We start from the raw sequence: 17093 nt of genomic DNA on the forward strand, positions 1-17093 counted from the left end.
TCACAGCCCCTCCCCCGTCGTGCCATCTGTTCGCGTCGTCGATTCATCCGCCGGCGGCTGGGCAGCTCGGTCCTTCACGGCGAGCAGTTCGGACCGCCACCGGGCGCGTTCACTGATCGAGCGCATGAGCCGGTGGGTCATCGGTCCCACGTCCGGGTCGTCGGGCCGTGCGAGTTCCCAGGCGTGCCGCACCCGTTCGGCGGTGTCGCCCTGGTCGTCGACGAGCTGCCCAGCGGTAGCGCTGTCGGTGGTGACGCCGAGCAGCGCGCGAACCCAGGCCCGGACGTCGTGCTTGTGGTCGGCGAGGGTCTTACCGGACCAGTCGCGCGAGATGAGGATGCGCCGGCCGCCGATGCCGAGGGTGTCGCGCTGGTGGACCTTGCCCTTGCAGCGGCCCGGCTTGAGCTTCGCGTGTGCCTTCTTCGGCTGGACGCCGTACAGCAGCCAGTTCGCGCAGCGATCAGTGCACGGGGTGATCCGGAGTTCCTGCCAGAGCCGGTCGAGGTGAGCGCGTTGCCGATCGGTGGTGATCTTGTGGCAGTCGCCGGTGTGCTTGGTGATGTACTTCGTGACGTAGCGAATGGTCCGCTCGGCGTCCTCGGTGCCGGGCATGACGCCGCGGGCGTCGACCTGGGCGCCGAAGCGGACGACGTGCACGGGCTCGGAGTCCGGGTCGTCGTCGATGGCGTCGAGGGCTTCCGCCCAGGTAGTCAGCGGCTCCCGGGTGTCGGGGTCGACCCATGCCGCCGCCTGCTCGTCCCAGACGGGGAGCCGGTCGAGGGTGTACCGCTGGACGTCAACCGACGGCCACCACACCTGGTGATAGGTCGCCGCCGCCACGGTGCGAAGCACGTCGCGGGGGATGGTGCCCCGAATGGCGAAGTGCGCGTGTGGGGCGAGGCGGCGTTGCGGCTCGACGCAGCCGGCGTACTGGACGTTCCAGCCCTCACAGCGGCGCAGGTTCTGCCAGAACCGGTCGAGCAGCCGAGGGAAGTGCACGGCGTCCCAGGCGGCGCGGCGGTAGTCGTACCGGCCGGGGTTGACCGGGGTGCCGTCGGGGCGAACCGGGCCGTAGGAGTCGAGGGTGAGCGTGAGCCACATCGACGGCCGGTAGGTGGCACCGTCCGGAGCGGTGTAGGTCTTGCCGACGGTGCGCCGCTCAACCTTCCGTCGAGGTAGGTCCGGGGCATCCTGGCGCCGGCGGGTGGAGCGCTTGCGCCGGCGGCCAGACTCCTCGTCCTGGTCCTCGTCGACGCCGACGTGGGGTGGGCCGACGCGCCCACGCAGGCCCTCCGCCGCGATGGCCTCTTCCACCTCGCGGATCGCCTCGTCGAGGTCGGTCACCTGGTCCCACTGGGCGGCACGGACCGCTTCGTCGCGGGAGAACTCCAGGTGCGCCCGGAAGAGAATCAGGGACTTCTGCGCCTCGGTCGCGGGTTCCGGGCCGGGTAGGGGTTCGTCGTCGCGGTGCCAGCCCTCGCGGATCTGGGCCTGCCGTAGCCGGCGGTTCTTCTTGGCGCAGGGCGGGCACTTGTCCTCGCGGGTCGCCCCGCAGGGCAGGTCGATGACCTCGGTCAGGCCAGTGTCGAGGTCGGTGCGGCGCATGGCCAGAGGCCGGACGCAGACGCCGTACTCGATCGCGATCTGCTTGAGCACGTCGACCGAGCGAGGCAGCGCCATGCGGGCCGCCCGCGACCCCGGCCGAGGAGCAGCAGCCGGAGTGGGGGACGGGGCGAGGCCGGGCAGGGTCGGCGCGGTCATCGGATGATCCCCACGACCTGGGGCCGGTTGGGCGGGACGACGCCGACCGGAGGCAGCACCGCGGCCGATGCCGGCGGCATCACCGGAGCCGGCGGGGCGGGCTCGACCTGCTGCGGCTCGTCGTACCAGTCGGCCCGCGGCTGCTCCGGCTCAGGGGCCGGCGGTACGGCCGGCGCGCTGGACAGGACAACCTTGACCAGGGCGAGAAAGGCCAGCGACGGCACGGCGGCGACGATCCAGCCCCACACGGACGGTTCGGCTTCCGCGACCTGGGCGGCGAGGGACAGCAGGGCGAAGGCGACCAGGAGTACGCCGACCATGCCGACCGGGCGGCCGGCGCGACGCCGCGCGCGGATCTCCAGCCCGAGGTAGATCGCCATCAGCTCGACGGCCACCGCGTTGGCCCAGCCGATCCAGTCGGGCTGCCCGTGCGCGACGGTCAGATCGTGGACGTGGGTGAAGGCGGCGGCGCCGGCCATGGTGCCGACGGCGAGCAGGATCAGCAGCCGCGCGCCGGACTCGGCGCGAGCGCGGATCACTGGCCGCTCCCGGGGTTGCGGATGACGATGGTGATGCGGATGCGCTGCCCGTCGAGGTCGTCGCGGTAGCGGACCATGTGCGCCAGGCCGTGCAGGGCGGCGGCGAGTCGGTCCGGGGAGCCGTCGAGGTCGACGTTCAGGGGCTTGATGCGGTGGGTGCCGAGGAAGAAGCGCTTGAGGGACATCGGTTACCTCCGGGCAGGGGCGACGCGGGTACGGATGTGCTCGGGCGGCTCGCCGAGGGAGGCGACCGCTTCGGAGAGGCAGCGCCACAGCGCCCACGCCTCGTCGGGAGTCAGGTGCATCCGGCGCCGGCCGCCGCCGACGGCGAGACAGATCGGGTACGGGTCGGGCCGTTGCGGGTCGACGCGGACGGATACGGCGGTGCTGGTCGCGCCGTCGGGGTTCGGGGCGCGCAGCCGGTAGAAAGCGGGGGCAGTCACCGCGGCTCTCCCCCGTCGGCGTCGCGGTCGAGGAAGGTCAGCAGCGAGTCCGGCAGCAGTGGCCCGCGACGGGGCCGAGGCAGCGACGGTCGGGTCGGTTCGTCGGCGGTCTCCCGGCCGACCTGGGCGAGGATGTCCGCCGCGTCGGCCGGAGCCGCGTACTCGGTGGCCAGCTCGCGGATGTGGTCGTCGGAGATGTACGAGAAGCGGACCCGTGCCGGCTCCGGGGTGCCGTCGAGGATCACGTACCCGACGCCCTTGGCCCACCTGGGCATCTGGTCGGCCAGGGCACCTCGGTTGCGGGCGCCGTCACCCAATACGAGGTCGACCTGTGCTGCCTCGGTCAGGCCCAGCGCGATCCGGGTCGGGAACAGGTCCCGGAACGGCAGCACCTCCTTGCGGGGGTCCTGCAACGCGGCCACCACCAAGACGCCAACGCCGGCGCCCTGCGACAGCAGCAGCCCCAGCGAGGACGCGATGCGCTTGCGCAGGTCGACGTCCTGGAGGTACGCGGTCAGCGCCGCCATCTCGTCGATGACGACCACGACCAGGGGGTCAGCCTCAGTCGGGGTGTGGACCCGCACCGCGCCGGCCAACCGGGCCTGTCGCTCCCGCATCACCGTGACGGCCTCGTCGAGCAGGTCCGCCATGGCCTCGAAGGACTTGCAGGCGAACCGGGCGAACAACGGCCGCCCCATCGCGAACTCCATCCCGCCCTTGGGATCGATCACCCACAGCCGCACCAGACCGGAGGTGATCCCGCCGGCGAGGGCCCGCACCAGCGACCACAGCACCGAGCCCTTGCCGGAGCGGGTGGCGCCACCGATGAGTACGTGGGTGGCGAGCAGGTGCAGGCGCCAGTGCCGCAGATCCTCGCGTCGAGCCAGCGGCAGCGCGGTGAAGTCCGGTACCGAGGGCACGTCGAACGGCTTCACCACGGTCCGCAGCGCATCGGTACGGACAACCACGAGGTAGACCAGCGAGGGCCGGTCCCGGTACCGCAGCCGGTCCACCCAGCCGAGCACCAGTGCCCAGTAGCCGGAACGGACGGGCGGCTCCCCCGGACGCTCCGAGTAGACCCGGGCGTGCCGGCGGCCGAACGCGTACGCCAAGTTCGCGGTGACCCGCTGGAACTCCTCCGGCGTCTGACCCCGCACCATGCGGATCGTCAGCACGTCGAGCGCCTGATCCGACCGCACCCGCAACAACTGCGGCAGGACGACCCGATGGTCATACGTGCGGGTCAGCCCGCACAGCGTCATGGCCTCCCGCCACGCCCGCCGGTAGACGAACACCTGACGGATGCGGCCCAGCACCGGGCCGGCGCACCAGGCCCACCAGGACGCCTCGTGCTTCCACCGCCAAACCGCCGACACGAAGCCCGCCAGGACCAGCGGCACGATCAGTCCCGAGCGACCGAACTCCCGATAGAGCAGCACCGCGGCCACCACCAGGCCGACGGAGACCGGGTGGCGAAGGCACCACCACAGACCGCGCCACAGCCACCGCAGCACCAGGCCCAGCGCTATCAGCCAGACCGGCAGCTCCAGCCGGCGCGGCCGGATCACCATCAGATCCCCGGCCGTGGTCATCACGACCTCACCACGCGGCCGGCGGATCATCGCGCACCCCGCACGGCCGCCACCAGCACCCACCCGACGGCAGGCATACCCTTGGACATGTCACTACCTCTCTCGCCTGAGCAGGGGGAAGAGACAGAGGGCGGGGCTGCCGTCCGCCAAGACCTGACAGCCCCGCCCCCACCTGATGCGGCTACGCCGCCGCCTTCTTGGTCACGCCCGCCGGGGCCCGCAGCCCGGTCGCACGCAGCGAGTACGCCATTCGGCCGTTGTTGCTCACGTACGGCGTGACCGTCATCCCGTCGAACTCCACCGCCTCGAACGGCGCACCCGTCGGCGGCACCGGCTGGTAGTCGGCGGAGATCTTCACCGTCGTCTCCCGGGACCGCTTCCCCAGCTCGGGATCGAGGTCCATCACCCGGACTTGCCACACCCGCTGGCCGGTCACCTTGTCCTTAGCCGGGCTGCGACGGCCGGTCTTCTCGTCGTAGTCCTCGACCTCACCCATCGACTCGGGCACCAACGCGCACCCCGCCGGGAACACATCTTCGAACCGCACGACGAACCGGGTGCCGCCTCGCAGAGCCATCGCTCAACCTCCAGGTCGTTAACTTGTCTGCCAAGTTGCGGTCCAAGGTAAATGGCACTTGGCAGACAAGTCAACAAGTTAGCCCACCCGGCTCATGCCCGTGTTGCGCGCTTTAATGTCTTCGCCGTTTTTGTCGCCTGCGGGATTGTCGCTCGGCAAGCATCATGTAGAGGTGCAGAGACTGCGAAGCCTCTACTGGCGACTAAAGATATGGAAGCAGATAAAGATAAATGCTTTCCGCGAGAGGAGGGGCAAATTTGCCGTCCACCCCATTGCCTGGATGGCACCCCTAGCGACGGTCGCGCTCGGGCTGTACGTCGTTGCCCTTTGGAAAGCTCCAGATATCCTGACCCTGGAGCTGTCGGCGGCAAGCCCAGAGGCCAGGCTTACCGCAGCCCATAATGCACGACTTTTGGTTATCTCAGTCGTGAGTGCGCTCGTTGTCGGCGCGGGCCTCCTGTATACGGCGCGTAATTATCGCTTAGCCCACCGCGGCCAAGTAACGGACCGATTTGCAAAATCGTTAGAGCGCCTCGGCTCCAACGAGCTTTATATCCGCATCGGTGGCATCCGGGCACTCGGTCATGTTATGCAAGACTCTCCAGACCATTATCTTGACTGCGTGGAGGTGCTGGCTGCCTTCATACGCGCTCGCGCCCCGAGGGCCGGGGACTTCAACGATACGGCGCCCTCGATTTACCCGCATCGCCAGCTTCCGAACGAGCCGGAAGCGGACGTTCAAGCCGCCTTTACCGCGCTAGCTCATCGCCCCAAGAAACATCAGTCCGACCGCCACCTCTTAGATTTCCATGACTTGCACCTACGGGCAGTTAATCTGGCAGATGCCCAGTTGGACGACGCAGACTTTAGGGGTGCCGACCTGCAAGAGTGCAATCTGTCGGGGGCAAGCGCACGGGGTGCACTATTCGACGGCGCAAACCTAAGGAGTGCAGAGCTCTCACAAGTACGGCTGGGGCGGGCAAGCCTAGCCCAAGCTCGCTTGGCGAAATCCCGCATGAGCGAGGCCGAGCTAGTGAATTCACATTTGGTTGAGGCCAATATGGAGGATGCAAACCTATATCAAGCGAACCTGCACTCAGCGAACCTTCGTGGAGCCGATCTTCGCCGCACTCAGCTTGTTGGGGCGAACTTCAGCTACGCCAATCTTTCACGCGCCAACCTAAGCTTTGCAAGGTTGACGGGCGCGCAACTCGTTTCCGCTCAACTATCGAGCGCCAGCCTCAATCACGCAACCTTAATAGGCGCGGACCTTAACGGAGCAAACCTTCAAAGTGCTCGAATGCAGAATGCGGTCATTAGTCATGCCGATGAGGCCGATGAGAACCCTCCCCACCCAGAGGACTAGAGGTATGTTTGTGCAACCGATAAGTGGGTATGGGCGTCTCATGGAGAAGGAACAAGGCGTCATCGGCTCAGACTCCAAGCACGAGAGGCCAGCCGGGTTGGATGACACCACGGTCGAGGGACTTGGCGAACTGAGTAAGGCTTTGGAGACCATCCACCGGGTAAGGGGTCATCTGTATTCAGCTCACCAACTAGTCGGGGGCGCAGACCTTACGCTTGACCGAGTAGTCAAACTCCTACGGACGGCAGGACACGTCGAAATCGCGGACCGAGTCGAGCACGAATTGTTGGGACGAAACGTGCTCCCTGGCCGCTGGACCTTCCAGATCATGGAGGAGTTCGATGACGGCTACTACGCCGCCTTCCAGGAGATCGAGCGCGATACCCGGGAGAAGCTAGCCGGCGGTCGGCGGCACATCTACGAGGCCGAGTTGAAGCAGCAGCGCCGCACCCACGGCATGCCGGGGCATGAAGCTACGCCGGCGGAGGGGTGAGTGGCAGTCCGTCGGGCAGCATCGAGGTCAGGGCTTCGGCTCTGGCCTCGATGATTTTCATGCGTCCCTGGTACTCGGTGGGCTCGCGGTGCGCGGCTTGGCTGGTCACTTGGCCGGGCCACTTCCGGTACAGCAAGCCGTATTCGCGGGTGAAGTACCCGTCGCTGACCGCGTTGGCGGCGAGGAGGAGCCCGGTGTCCTCGGAGGCAGGCAACGCCATCCAGCCACCCAGGGCAAAGACGAGGTCGCGCCGCAGGCAGAGCGTTGCGGGGTGCACGGACGCCCGGTAGCCGTTGGCCTGCCAGAAGGACAGGACGGAGCCGCGGGCGACGACGCCGCCGGCCGGGTCCTTGTCCCAGCCGGCGGTAGACCCGTCGGGAAGCAGATCGAGTACCCGCGAGGTGGTCCAGCCGATCTGCGGGTGCGCGTCGAAAGCGGCGATGTCCCGGGCGAGCGCTCCGGGCGTCAACTGGTCGTCGGCGTCCAGGACCTTGATCAGGTCCCCGGACACTCGCGACAGCGCCAGGGTACGGGCGACGCCAGGCCCACCCGATCGGCCGGTGCCGAGGCTGATTCGGGGGTCGTCGGGCAACGCGTCAACCAGGGCGCCGGTTTGGCCGTCCTCCTGGACCAGCCATTGCCAGTCCCACCCGTCGGGCATCTCCTGCTTGGCCAACGAGGCGTAGGCGCCAGCGAGGTGCTCGATGCTGGGCGCGTGGACGGGCGTGATGACCGAGACGATCTGCGTCAAGTTTTCCACCGCTGGAGTTTGTGGGAGTAGACAAGCTCGGTCCGGTCACCCGGCATCACCACGTCGGCGACCTCGACGACGCGGCCCTTGGTGTCGATCGAGGTCTTGCGGACGGTGAGCACCGAGACGCCCGGGTCGATGTCCAACAGCTCGGCCTCGTCCGGTGACGGCGGGCGGGCACGGATCACGTCGTCGATCCGGTCCACCTCGACGCCGAGGGTGTGAAGCTGATGCTGAGTCCCGCCCGGCCACGGCTCCTTGCCAGCGTCGAGCAAGTCCGGGTTCGCGGCCACCAGGTCGTAGGGCAGGTACGAGTACGACATGGTCAGCGGCGCGTTCTCGTGCCGGGAGGACGTCCAGTAGACCCGGCGGAGCAGTGGCGTACCCGGGTCTACCCGCAGGGCCGCCGCCATGTCCTCGTCCGCTTCCACGCGGGTGTACTCGGCGTGGAACTTGAGGTCGTCGACGGTCAGGCCGGTGTCGTGCTCGATGGCGCCGGTCTTCAACCGCTCGGTCTCGTCGAGCAGGACCCGGTCCTTCTCCCACTGGTACCGCTCGGCGTTACGCCGGCGTACCCGCTGGCGGGGTGCCCGGACGTAGGTGCCGCGCCCCTGCTCTGCGCGGACCAGGCCCCATTCACGGAGTTGCCGGATCGCGTTGCGCACGCTGGTGCGGGACAGGCCCGACGTATCGGCCAGCTCGGTTTCACTCGGCATCAGCGTGCCGGGGGCCAGTTCACCGCGCGTGATCTTCGCCCGCAACTCCTCTGCGAGTTGCAGGTAGCGAGGGCGCCAGTCCCGGGCTTGCACACCGGCCACCGTACCCCCTAGACGTTCCAACGTCTGCCAGGTGGTCCCGCCGGCGGGCCGCTCAGGTATCGGAGCGACGGGCGCTGGCGGTCTCTTTGTCTGCTGCTTCGTAGGTATAGGTGTGCGCCGGGCAAGCCGGGGGTCAGTGGCGCTCATCGTGTCCCTCCAGAGGCAGCCCCTTGGTCATCATCATCAGCCGGGCGTAGGTCAGCTCGTAGATGAGCCGATCCAACTGCGCCAGGGAGAACAGGACGGCCTGAGTGGCGCCGCTACGGGTGGCATCCAGCTTGACCGCCAGGCCGCGCCGCTCAAAGCGGTCGAGCAGCAGTTGGGTACTGATCCAGCCCGTGTCCTCCCGCCCAACGGTGGCGAGGAACCCTCGATGCATCGGATCGTTCGGTCCGCAGCCCCGGCACCACTTCGGACATGCACTCGACGACTCGTCGGTCTCGACCTCGGTTGCGTGTTCAGTCATCGTCACTCCGGACACCGCCGGCCTGCGCCACCAGAGCGCCAAGTCGCTCGACCAACTGGGCGGCCTGACTCACCGACAACTCCGCCCAGCCGTTCCCCGCCCTCGACGTAGCGTGCACGGCAATCATTGGCGGCCATGCCTCCGCACCGATGAGGTACGTGATGATCATGCCGCTCGCCCTGGTCTCGCCGACGCGGAACATCTCGCCGCGGTGCCGGCGGGCCATGTGCGTCATCAGGGGCGGCACCAGGTGGCCACAGCGGGCCGGGTCGCACCAGTCCGGATGCGAAACGGTGACGGTCGGCTTGCTCGTACGCGTCACCGCGGCCACCGCCCACTGTTGCCCCGGTAAGTCTGGGCCAGCGTCATCAACGGCGCGTAAGGCAAGGTGGGCACCTCTCGGGTCGGCCCGACCGACCACCAGGGCGTAGACAGGATGACCGCCGAGCGGGGAACCGGTATGCGACCACCGGTCGCCGCCGACGGGCGCTTCCGGGACCACCACAACGAGAACCAGCGGCGCCGACGATGAGATCCAGACATCGCACCTCCACGGGTAGACGGGAGCCGGTGGCCAGCCACGGGGGAATGCAGCCGGCCACCGGCCCGGATGAAGGCGCGGCGCACCGTCCGACGCAGACGGGTCGGGTATCGCCGAGCCGACTTCCGCGCGGCTACCGCAACCGGTCCGACAGGACGCCGCGCATCAGACGCGGCCAGGGCCGGCGCGACACCACCCCTGATACGAACCGTCACCCCGGCCGCACACAAGGAAACGTATCTACAAGTGGACGAGTTGTCCAGACGTCGAAACGGGTCGCTTGGTTGGCACTTGGTAAGACAAGTGCCAGGTACGGTGAGCAGGTGCCCACCCCGCACTACGGACAGCCCCGTTACCGCGTCATCGCAGGTGAACTGCGAGCACGGATCGACGCCTGCTTGATCGAGTCGGGAAGCCTCCTTCCCACCGAAGGCGCCCTCATGGCCGAATTTAAGGCCAGCAGGGGAACAATTCGCCACGCACTTGCCCTTCTGCGAGACGAGGGGCTGATCGAAACAGAGCACGGACGCGGCACTATTGTCCGTCCACCGCAGAATCTGAATCGTTCTGCTGCCTCCGAGATGATTCGGCAATCTCAGAAGACCCCAGCGACACCTACCGTCGCCAAACTACTAGAAATTAAGCCAGGCGACCTCGTAGAAGAGGAGGAAATAGTCGTCCGCCAAAGCGGGAAAGTGCAAAAGGTAATCCAGTCATACCGTCCAGCAGAGTGACTCCTGGCACAGGATATTCACTGGCAGCAGGTTCGCCGCAGCGAGACGTTCGAGCATGATCAAGAAAGCACCTCGACTCTGACCCTGTTGGGCTCGATCTTCGCAGAGGCCCCAGGGCCAGTATCTCCGCTTCCGGCCCTCATCGCGTCCATCGGCTGGGATCGCGGCGTCAGCAGACAACTTGCACCGTAGCCAGGGCCCGTCTCCATGTAGGACGATGGGGTTTCTGGACCCGAGCTTCTCGGTTCAGTACGTACTTGAGTACCAGAGGGAGGCGACGTGTTTGCTGACGTCGGACGGGTTCTCGGGCCGGTCCTCAATCTCGTGGTGAAGGCACTAGTGCAGCCACCACAGCAAGGAGCCGGCACAGTCAAGGAGCCTGTTCGTCTCGATAGCCGGGTGAGGCTACCCGGAAAACAGCTTGAAAGATCACTTTCTCCGAAACACATAGACGCACTCGTCGAGCAGCTTTCTCACCGCCTTGAGTCTGTCCGTCTCCATGATTTCAAGGTCTTGGGCGAGAGTGACTGGAACCCAGCCGTCGCTGCCGTCGGGGCGACCCTGAGATCATTGGGGCCAATTGGGGTAACAGAGGCTATCCAGCTCAATCTTAGCCATCACAGCCTCGTTGAGCGGGCGCTCCAAGCCGACCCAGATCGACCGCAACGCGAGCTACTTAGCGGTGCGGGCACGGTGGTCTATCATCGACTGCTTGATGAGTCTTGTCGGCATGTAATTGAATTCATAACGCAACGGCCAGAATTCCGGCAGCGCGTCGACGTCGAACTCATTCGACGGACTGCAGCGCTTCAGGAATCCTTAGACGCGGCACTAGAGCGCGCTCACCTAACACCCGAGGACCGCGAGTTCGAGCGAAGGTATAGCGACCTCGTACTTCGGAAGCTCGACTCACTTCAGCTGTTCGGGGTAACCCTCAGCAAAAACGAGGCGTACCCCTTGAGCACCGCTTACCTGAGCCTCTCCGCAGCACAGGAGTCCGGCAGACGGAAACCTCGTGCAGGTTCTCGACTTGATCTAGCTGCGTCGCAACGGCTGAGAGTGCACGATGCACTAGCGGACACCAGCAGAATACTCATCCGCGGAGAGGCCGGCTCAGGAAAGACCACCTTACTCCAGTGGCTGGCCATCAACCTAGTCAAGGAAGAAGGACAACTGCCTGGTGGTTGGACCCCAGCAGTTCCATTTTTCATCCCCTTGCGGAGATACGCGCTTCGAGATCTCCCCACCCCTGAGCAATTCACAAAAGAGATTGCGCCCGCCTTGTCTGGTGAAGCACCGGACAAATGGGTGCAGAGAGTTATGCGATCGGGACGTGCCGTTGTCCTCATTGACGGCGTGGATGAGTTGCCGGCAGCCAAACGCAATGAAATCTGGAAATGGTTGCATGATCTAGTTGTCAGTTATGAGGATGCGCGATACGTTATTACTTCGCGGCCCCCTGCAGCGGATGCCACGATCGTCGTACCAGATGACTTTAAAACGTTCTTACTACTGCCGATGGGCTCTGCCGATGTGCGAACGTTCGTACGGCAGTGGCACTCCGCGTTGGCATCGACCAAGCGCGAGGGAACTGAGCCAAACAGATTAAAGCAATACGAGCTTGATCTGCTCGATAAGCTCGCACAGCGCCGAGATCTGCGTCGGCTAGCCACCAACCCACTTCTCTGCGCGCTGACCTGCGCATTGCATATTGATCGGTACAGACAACTCCCTCGAGATCGGATCGGCCTCTACCAAGCCGCGCTCGAGATGCTGCTGGTTCGTCGCGATGAAGCGAAAGAAATCGCCGGTGACGGGGTTTTGTTGTCACAAAAAGACCAAGAGATGCTACTGGCTCAGCTGGCGTACTGGCTAGTGCGCAACGGCAGGTCCGACGTTGATCGTGAAGAAGCGCTTCGAAGGCTACGCAAATATCTCGCTGCCATGTCTCACATCACCGCCAAGCCGAGCCAAGTCTTGGACTATCTTTTGCTGCGCTCAGGAGTACTGCGGGAGCCAGTGAAGGGTCGGATCGATTTTCTTCATAAGACATTTCAGGAGTATCTTGCAGCGCAGGCGATCTTAGACGAGGGTGATATCGACTACTTGACGAAGCACGCGCATGAGGATTCCTGGCGCGAGGTTGTCGTCATGGCTGTAGGCCACGGCCGCCGAGACGAGCGCGAGAACATAATTCGCAGCCTCATAATGCCAGACAATGACCTGGACCCCGAGGATTCGAACCGGAAGATCTTAGTAGCCGCCGCCTGCCTCGAGCATCCAGGTGCCCTTGATCCAGATCTCGCTGCAACAGTGAAGCGCCTCCTGCGGAGGCTTGTGCCTCCAAAGACGGCGATTGCCGCAGAGCAGTTGGCTGAGGCCGGAGATATCGTTCTTGACCTCGTGCCAGACCCTTCTACCCTTTCAGACGACGAAGGCTTGTATCTCCTACAATTGATCAATAGGTTCCACCCAGAAGATACTTTGCCTGTATTGGCACGGATTGCCGCAAGCCCTCGGCCAGCTATTCGCAGAAAACTTGCTGCTTTCTGGCCGCAGGTTGCGCCCGAGGAGTATGCGCGCTCAGTGTTAGCCCTGATGGACCTAAGCGACGTGGCAGTAGTGGCACGCGGCGAAGGCCAGCTTCATTCGTTACAGCACATTGATGGACTGCGTCGGCTCATCGTGGACGGTCACAGTGGCGGCCTCCATTCATTAAGTCGGGCCACGGTGCTAGAAACGGCAGCCTTTGTGAGCTGCCAGCTGGAAGGTTTCGAAGCAGCAGCCTTGCGCCACCTTAAAGTACTAGATCTTTGCAACACAACTATTGAGAATGGACTCGATGCAGCCGCTAGCCCATCAGTTCAGGAACTCAGCCTAATTGGCAACGCCACAGCTCGAGGAGGCGCAAACCTTGCGGGGGAATTCAGCAGGATCTTCAGCCTGTTCCCCAACCTATCGAAATTGACGGTGGATTGGTCTTTAGTTGCTTCGAACGTTCCTCACGCGGTAGCCCCCGGCCAGAGCCTTAAGTCGCTTAACCTTCTGTCCTCAGCCACTTTTGCGCGATTCTTAGACGGAATTTATAAAACGTTCAGCCCTCGCGAACTTCAGCCCCTAGGATGGCGTCGCCCTTCGATGCACCAGTTTACTGGCAACGTGGGCATCGAAGAGATCACCCTTGTTGGCTGGCCTTCACGCGAGGAACTAATCATGATGCAAAAGCTTCCTTCGCTGACGACATTACGAGTGATTGCAGTTAGGGACGACCTCCGCAGAAAGATTCACGCTGACGGTGGAATATATCCATACCCAGGTCTCCAGACAGGGCTTCAGGAGTCACTACTAAACCTTCGGAACCTTCGGAACCTTGACCTAATCTTAATTGACTCGCTAGGGTCAACTTTTGATTTGCAAGAAAGCTTCGATGCAGCAGATCTTACATGGCTACCGCCGTATCTCTCCCGGGTAATCAGACCGAAGTCAATGGTTGAGGTGACACTAAATGGAAACTCGCCACGTTGAGCCACAGGAGGCCATTTTTTTCTCGCCACAGATTCTCCCATCTGCCCCAACCGACACCCCGAGGCGCCATAGATCGGGCGGCGGACGGTTGCCGCATATCAGTCGGCGACGGCTGAATCGAACTGGCAAATCGAACTGGCGGTATTGCTGATTTCTTCTCTTCTAAATCAAGGCACCGCGCTCCGCGCGGTGCGGGGCGGCAAGCCCGGCCGGCGGCAAGCCGCCCCGGCCGCCTACGGCGCCGGGGCGGTGAGCCACCGACAGCCGCCGGGACACCGCCCCACAGTCGGATCTCAGCTCAGCGCGAGTTCGTCCGGGAAGCGCTCATGAAGCGCGGCGACCAGATGGCGTAGGCAGTCCTCAAGGCTGTGGCCATCGACTCTGAACGCCTCACCAGGGAGCCGCTGACCCGAGACCACCACCGTCCAGGGCTTGCGCTCCCGTTCGCCGTCAATCTTGACCATCGCGACCAGGCCCATCTCCCCCAGGTGCTCCAGCAGCTCCGGCACGCACTCATCCCACTTCATCCACGAATGGGATCACCAAGACCGCTACGGAAGCCAGCGGGTCAGCCTGGTCGTGCGTCAGGGCTTCCGGCTGCCGCGCCAGTCCAACCCCGGGACTGGCTTGCCACCGAGTCACGGCATCAGCTCCATCGCCAGGACGCGCGCGGCCCTCCCCCACAGCCGCCGGCTCGACTCCCGAGGCCATCGAGCGCCGGCCCGGAGACGGTCCACGACGGCACAGCCGCACGACCCGAGACGACGATCAACTGACCCAGCACTCAGGCCGTCTCCAGGCCGTCTCAGGCCGTGGCCAGGCCGTCAGACGCCACCCAACGATGACCAAGGTCAACCAACGGCACCAGATAAACGGCCAGCTCAGAGCCATGATCAAAGCTCTGAGCTGGTGGGCGACGGACGAGTCGACCTGTACGCCGGATTCTGTGACCGACGCGGCCCGTGGGCGCGCGTCGGCGGCGGCCATCCATCTCGGCCTGCCGTTGCCGGCAGGCTCCAGCGGCCTACCCGCAGACATCGGGCGGGCAGCCCTCGAGCGTCTGCGCGGGTCGTCAACTTGCGGTGACGGCCCTTTCTTGGCCTTGCTCCGGGTGGGGTTTACCGAGCCATCCCGGTCACCCGGGATGCTGGTGGGCTCTTACCCCACCGTTTCACCCTTACCGTCCCGTTTCCGGGGCGGCGGTCTGTTTTCTGTGGCACTGTCCCGCGGGTCACCCCGGGTTGCCGTTAGCAACCACCCTGCCCTGTGGAGTCCGGACGTTCCTCGGCGACGGGCCGCAGCCCGTCGACGCGACCGCCCGGTCGACTCGTCCGTCGCGCTCCCATCCTAACGACGCGCCCTGCCCGCCCGATTCCGGGCACGGGACGGCCGTCTCACGACCAGTCCCGTACCAGCGGTTCGTTGAAGACCCGGTCGCCGGTGGCGGGTTCGCGCAACGGCCCGGAGCAGCGGACCGTGCCGGCGGCGTCCCGGCCGCGCAGCGTGACGTCGGCACCGACGGGCAGGTCCAGCAGGGCGGCGCCGTCGGTCACCGCAGCGCTGGCGCGGACCTTCCCACCGGCGACGGCCTCGATCCGGGTCACGCCGGGGCGGGGCACGACGAGCAGCCGGTCGGTGAGCACCGCCCGGTTGCCGTCGCGCGCCGGCACCCGGACGGCCAGCAGGTCGTACGCCGGGGGGTAGCCGGTGGCGACCAACGGCGGCGGCAGCGGTCCGAGGTCGCCGCCCGGGTCCGCCGGGTCCGGGTCCCGGCTGGTGGCCCGGGCCAGGATCGGGCCGGCGCCGGTCTCCCCCACCTCCAGCAGCAGGGGTCCCTTGCCCTGCGCGCCGAGCAGCACGGCCGGTCCGCCCGCGTCGTCGAGCCGGCCGGACCAGCGGATCACCGGGGGCGCGGGGTCGACCAGGCCGGCCTGGGCCGTCAGGCTCCGGTACGCCAGGGCGGCCTGCCGGGTCACGGTGGTGTTCGGCGGTTCGGGGGTCGGCTTCGGGCGCTGGTCCCTGGGCCACGTGGCGTCCAGCGTCCCGGCGCCGGTGAGGTCGGGCCCGAAGCTGACCGGGCCCGCCTGCCGGACCTGCCCGTCGCACTCGACCCGCCACCAGCCGGGGGTGTCCACGTCGACGAACGCGTACCCGTCGGTGGGCACGGCCTGCCAGGTGCGGCGCAGCCCGACGTCGCCCGGGTAGGCGGTGCGGCCGAGGGAGATCCGGCAGCCGGCGGGTGCCAGGCCGAGCAGCAGTTGTCGCCGCGTCTCGGCCGCCCCACCCGCGGCGACCGAGTCGACGAAGAAGGGGTCGGCCGGGAGGTTGGCCGCCCCGTCGCCGCCCAGCAGCTGCGCGGGGGATGCGCCGGGCGGGCCGGTCCGGGTCACCAGGGCGGCGGACGTGGCCGAGCGGTAGGCCACCACCACCTCCCGTGCGCCGGTCGACTCGTCGGCGAAGAGGACCGTCACTCCGGGCAGGTCCGGCGCGATCATCACCTCGGCGCGGCGGCGGTCGAAGAGCCGGCGTACCTCGCTGAGGAAGGCCGCGTCCCCGGCCAGGTTGCCCCGGGGCGGCGAGTCGAGCAGCCGCAGGCTCCAGGGCGACTCGATCGGGTGGCCGTGGCCGAGGTCGCTGTGATCGACGGGTTGCCGCAGGCCGGCGGCGGTGAGCGCCGCCGGTCCGGCCAGCGCCGCCGCCAGCACCGCGGCCACCGCCGCCAGCAGACCGGCGAGGCGGTGCCGGCGGCGTCGCCGGGCGTGCCGCAGCACCAGGGTGTACGGGTCGGGGTCCGGCACCACGGTGTCGGCGATCCGGGCCAGTCCGGCCCGCAGCTCGTCCACGCTCATGCCCGTCCCTCCAGCAGGTCGCCGGTCAGCCGGGCGCGCTCCGCGCCCAGCACGTCGCGCAGCCGGGCCAGTCCCCGGGCCGCCTGGCTCTTCACGGTGCCGGGTGCGCAGCCCATCAGCGCGGCCACCTCGGCCTCCGGCAGGTCCTCCCAGTAGCGCAGCACCAGCACGGTGCGCATCCGGACCGGCAGCCGGTCCAGCGCGGCGAGCAGTTCGTCGCGGACCGCCACCACGTCGGTGGGGTCCGGGCCGGCCCGGTCCGGCACCGCCGCGGTGAGCAGTTCGCGCAGCCCGAGCCGGCGCCAGCGGCTGGTCCGCTCGTTCACCATGGTCCGCCGCACGTACGCCATCGGCTCGTCGAGCCGTCGCCAGTGCCGCATCACCTTGACCAGTGACTCGTGCACCAGGTCCTGGGCGGCGTCCCGGTCGCCGGTCAGCAGGTAGGCGGTGCGCAGCAGGTCCGCGTAGCGGGCCGTGACGAAGTCACGGAACTCCGGGTCAGCCACCCGCCGACCCCCCGTTGTGCCCGTTCACCGCGCGCTCCCTCCGTCGACCCTTCACAGGCTGTGACGCGGCGGGATTGGGAAAGGTTGAGTCCGTCGGGGGCGCGCCGTCCGGTGGGGTACTAGCCTCCGGTA

At 66.5% G+C, this 17093-nt stretch carries 17 protein-coding genes and 1 other RNA gene; 4 read left to right on the plus strand and 14 right to left on the minus strand.

Translation table 11 applies throughout. The features are described 5' to 3' along the window. The 6 genes from GA0070611_RS14670 to GA0070611_RS14695 all read right to left on the minus strand — a co-directional run bounded on the left by GA0070611_RS14670 (position 1) and on the right by GA0070611_RS14695 (position 4912). Positions 1-1761, minus strand: coding sequence for a replication initiator (locus GA0070611_RS14670; RefSeq protein ID WP_091664377.1), 1761 nt, complete (start codon positions 1759-1761; stop codon positions 1-3). Further along, a complete protein-coding gene (locus GA0070611_RS14675; protein ID WP_091664380.1) occupies positions 1758-2300 on the minus strand; it encodes a DUF2637 domain-containing protein in 543 nt (180 codons plus the stop codon). The genes GA0070611_RS14670 and GA0070611_RS14675 overlap by 4 nt, the downstream gene beginning before the upstream one ends. Next, the gene (locus tag GA0070611_RS14680) at positions 2297-2485 is read right to left on the minus strand and encodes a hypothetical protein (protein WP_091664383.1); all 189 of its coding nucleotides are present in this window, start codon (positions 2483-2485) and stop codon (positions 2297-2299) included. The genes GA0070611_RS14675 and GA0070611_RS14680 overlap by 4 nt, the downstream gene beginning before the upstream one ends. A 3-nt stretch (positions 2486-2488) precedes the next feature. After that, the gene (locus GA0070611_RS14685; protein ID WP_091664385.1) at positions 2489-2743 is read right to left on the minus strand and encodes a hypothetical protein; all 255 of its coding nucleotides are present in this window, start codon (positions 2741-2743) and stop codon (positions 2489-2491) included. Further along, positions 2740-4335 (minus strand): FtsK/SpoIIIE domain-containing protein, encoded by a 1596-nt coding sequence (locus GA0070611_RS14690; protein WP_091672938.1) that lies wholly within the window; start codon positions 4333-4335, stop codon positions 2740-2742. The genes GA0070611_RS14685 and GA0070611_RS14690 overlap by 4 nt, the downstream gene beginning before the upstream one ends. A 181-nt stretch (positions 4336-4516) precedes the next feature. Beyond that, on the minus strand, positions 4517-4912 hold the full coding sequence (locus GA0070611_RS14695; RefSeq protein WP_091664389.1) for a transcriptional regulator: 396 nt from the start codon (positions 4910-4912) through the stop codon (positions 4517-4519). 172 nt (positions 4913-5084) lie between these two features. On the opposite strand from GA0070611_RS14695, the gene GA0070611_RS14700 reads away from it, so the two are divergent. Both GA0070611_RS14700 and GA0070611_RS14705 read left to right on the plus strand, forming a co-directional pair. Further along, positions 5085-6278, plus strand: coding sequence for a pentapeptide repeat-containing protein (locus GA0070611_RS14700; protein ID WP_157740318.1), 1194 nt, complete (start codon positions 5085-5087; stop codon positions 6276-6278). Positions 6279-6318: 40 nt separating this feature from the next. Beyond that, a complete protein-coding gene (locus tag GA0070611_RS14705; RefSeq protein ID WP_091664394.1) occupies positions 6319-6771 on the plus strand; it encodes a hypothetical protein in 453 nt (150 codons plus the stop codon). Here the strand turns inward: GA0070611_RS14705 and GA0070611_RS14710 are convergent. The 4 genes from GA0070611_RS14710 to GA0070611_RS31855 form a co-directional block, all read right to left on the minus strand. Continuing rightward, positions 6752-7531, minus strand: a complete 780-nt coding sequence (locus GA0070611_RS14710; protein WP_231921453.1) for a glycosyltransferase family 2 protein — start codon at positions 7529-7531, stop codon at positions 6752-6754. The two genes, GA0070611_RS14705 and GA0070611_RS14710, sit on opposite strands and share 20 nt — an antisense overlap. Further along, positions 7519-8331 (minus strand): GntR family transcriptional regulator, encoded by an 813-nt coding sequence (locus GA0070611_RS14715; protein ID WP_231921454.1) that lies wholly within the window; start codon positions 8329-8331, stop codon positions 7519-7521. The genes GA0070611_RS14710 and GA0070611_RS14715 overlap by 13 nt, the downstream gene beginning before the upstream one ends. A gap of 142 nt (positions 8332-8473) precedes the next feature. Further along, entirely contained in the window at positions 8474-8806 is a 333-nt protein-coding gene (locus tag GA0070611_RS14720; protein WP_231921455.1) for a hypothetical protein, read from the minus strand. Further along, positions 8799-9128, minus strand: coding sequence for a hypothetical protein (locus GA0070611_RS31855; RefSeq protein ID WP_231921456.1), 330 nt, complete (start codon positions 9126-9128; stop codon positions 8799-8801). Before GA0070611_RS31855 ends, GA0070611_RS14720 begins: the two co-directional genes overlap by 8 nt. A gap of 542 nt (positions 9129-9670) precedes the next feature. Here GA0070611_RS31855 and GA0070611_RS31100 point away from each other — a divergent pair. Together GA0070611_RS31100 and GA0070611_RS14735 are read left to right on the plus strand one after the other, a co-directional pair. Then, positions 9671-10081 (plus strand): GntR family transcriptional regulator, encoded by a 411-nt coding sequence (locus GA0070611_RS31100; RefSeq protein ID WP_157740319.1) that lies wholly within the window; start codon positions 9671-9673, stop codon positions 10079-10081. A gap of 279 nt (positions 10082-10360) precedes the next feature. Next, positions 10361-13606 (plus strand): NACHT domain-containing protein, encoded by a 3246-nt coding sequence (locus tag GA0070611_RS14735; protein ID WP_091672943.1) that lies wholly within the window; start codon positions 10361-10363, stop codon positions 13604-13606. A gap of 293 nt (positions 13607-13899) precedes the next feature. On the opposite strand, the gene GA0070611_RS14740 is transcribed toward GA0070611_RS14735, so the two are convergent. From GA0070611_RS14740 to GA0070611_RS14755, 4 genes are all read right to left on the minus strand, one after another. After that, positions 13900-14115, minus strand: coding sequence for a hypothetical protein (locus tag GA0070611_RS14740; RefSeq protein WP_231921457.1), 216 nt, complete (start codon positions 14113-14115; stop codon positions 13900-13902). A 408-nt stretch (positions 14116-14523) separates the two neighbouring features. Further along, positions 14524-14936, minus strand: an RNA gene (gene rnpB, locus GA0070611_RS14745) — RNase P RNA component class A. 64 nt (positions 14937-15000) lie between these two features. After that, positions 15001-16455 carry a hypothetical protein gene (locus tag GA0070611_RS14750; protein WP_157740320.1) on the minus strand — a complete coding sequence of 485 codons (1455 nt, stop codon included), beginning with the start codon at positions 16453-16455 and terminating at the stop codon, positions 15001-15003. Then, positions 16452-16961 (minus strand): SigE family RNA polymerase sigma factor, encoded by a 510-nt coding sequence (locus GA0070611_RS14755; RefSeq protein ID WP_091664412.1) that lies wholly within the window; start codon positions 16959-16961, stop codon positions 16452-16454. The genes GA0070611_RS14750 and GA0070611_RS14755 overlap by 4 nt, the downstream gene beginning before the upstream one ends. Between the last annotated feature and the right edge of the window lie 132 nt (positions 16962-17093).

Origin of the sequence: Micromonospora auratinigra (genome assembly GCF_900089595.1) — a bacterium.
Taxonomy (GTDB): domain Bacteria; phylum Actinomycetota; class Actinomycetes; order Mycobacteriales; family Micromonosporaceae; genus Micromonospora; species Micromonospora auratinigra.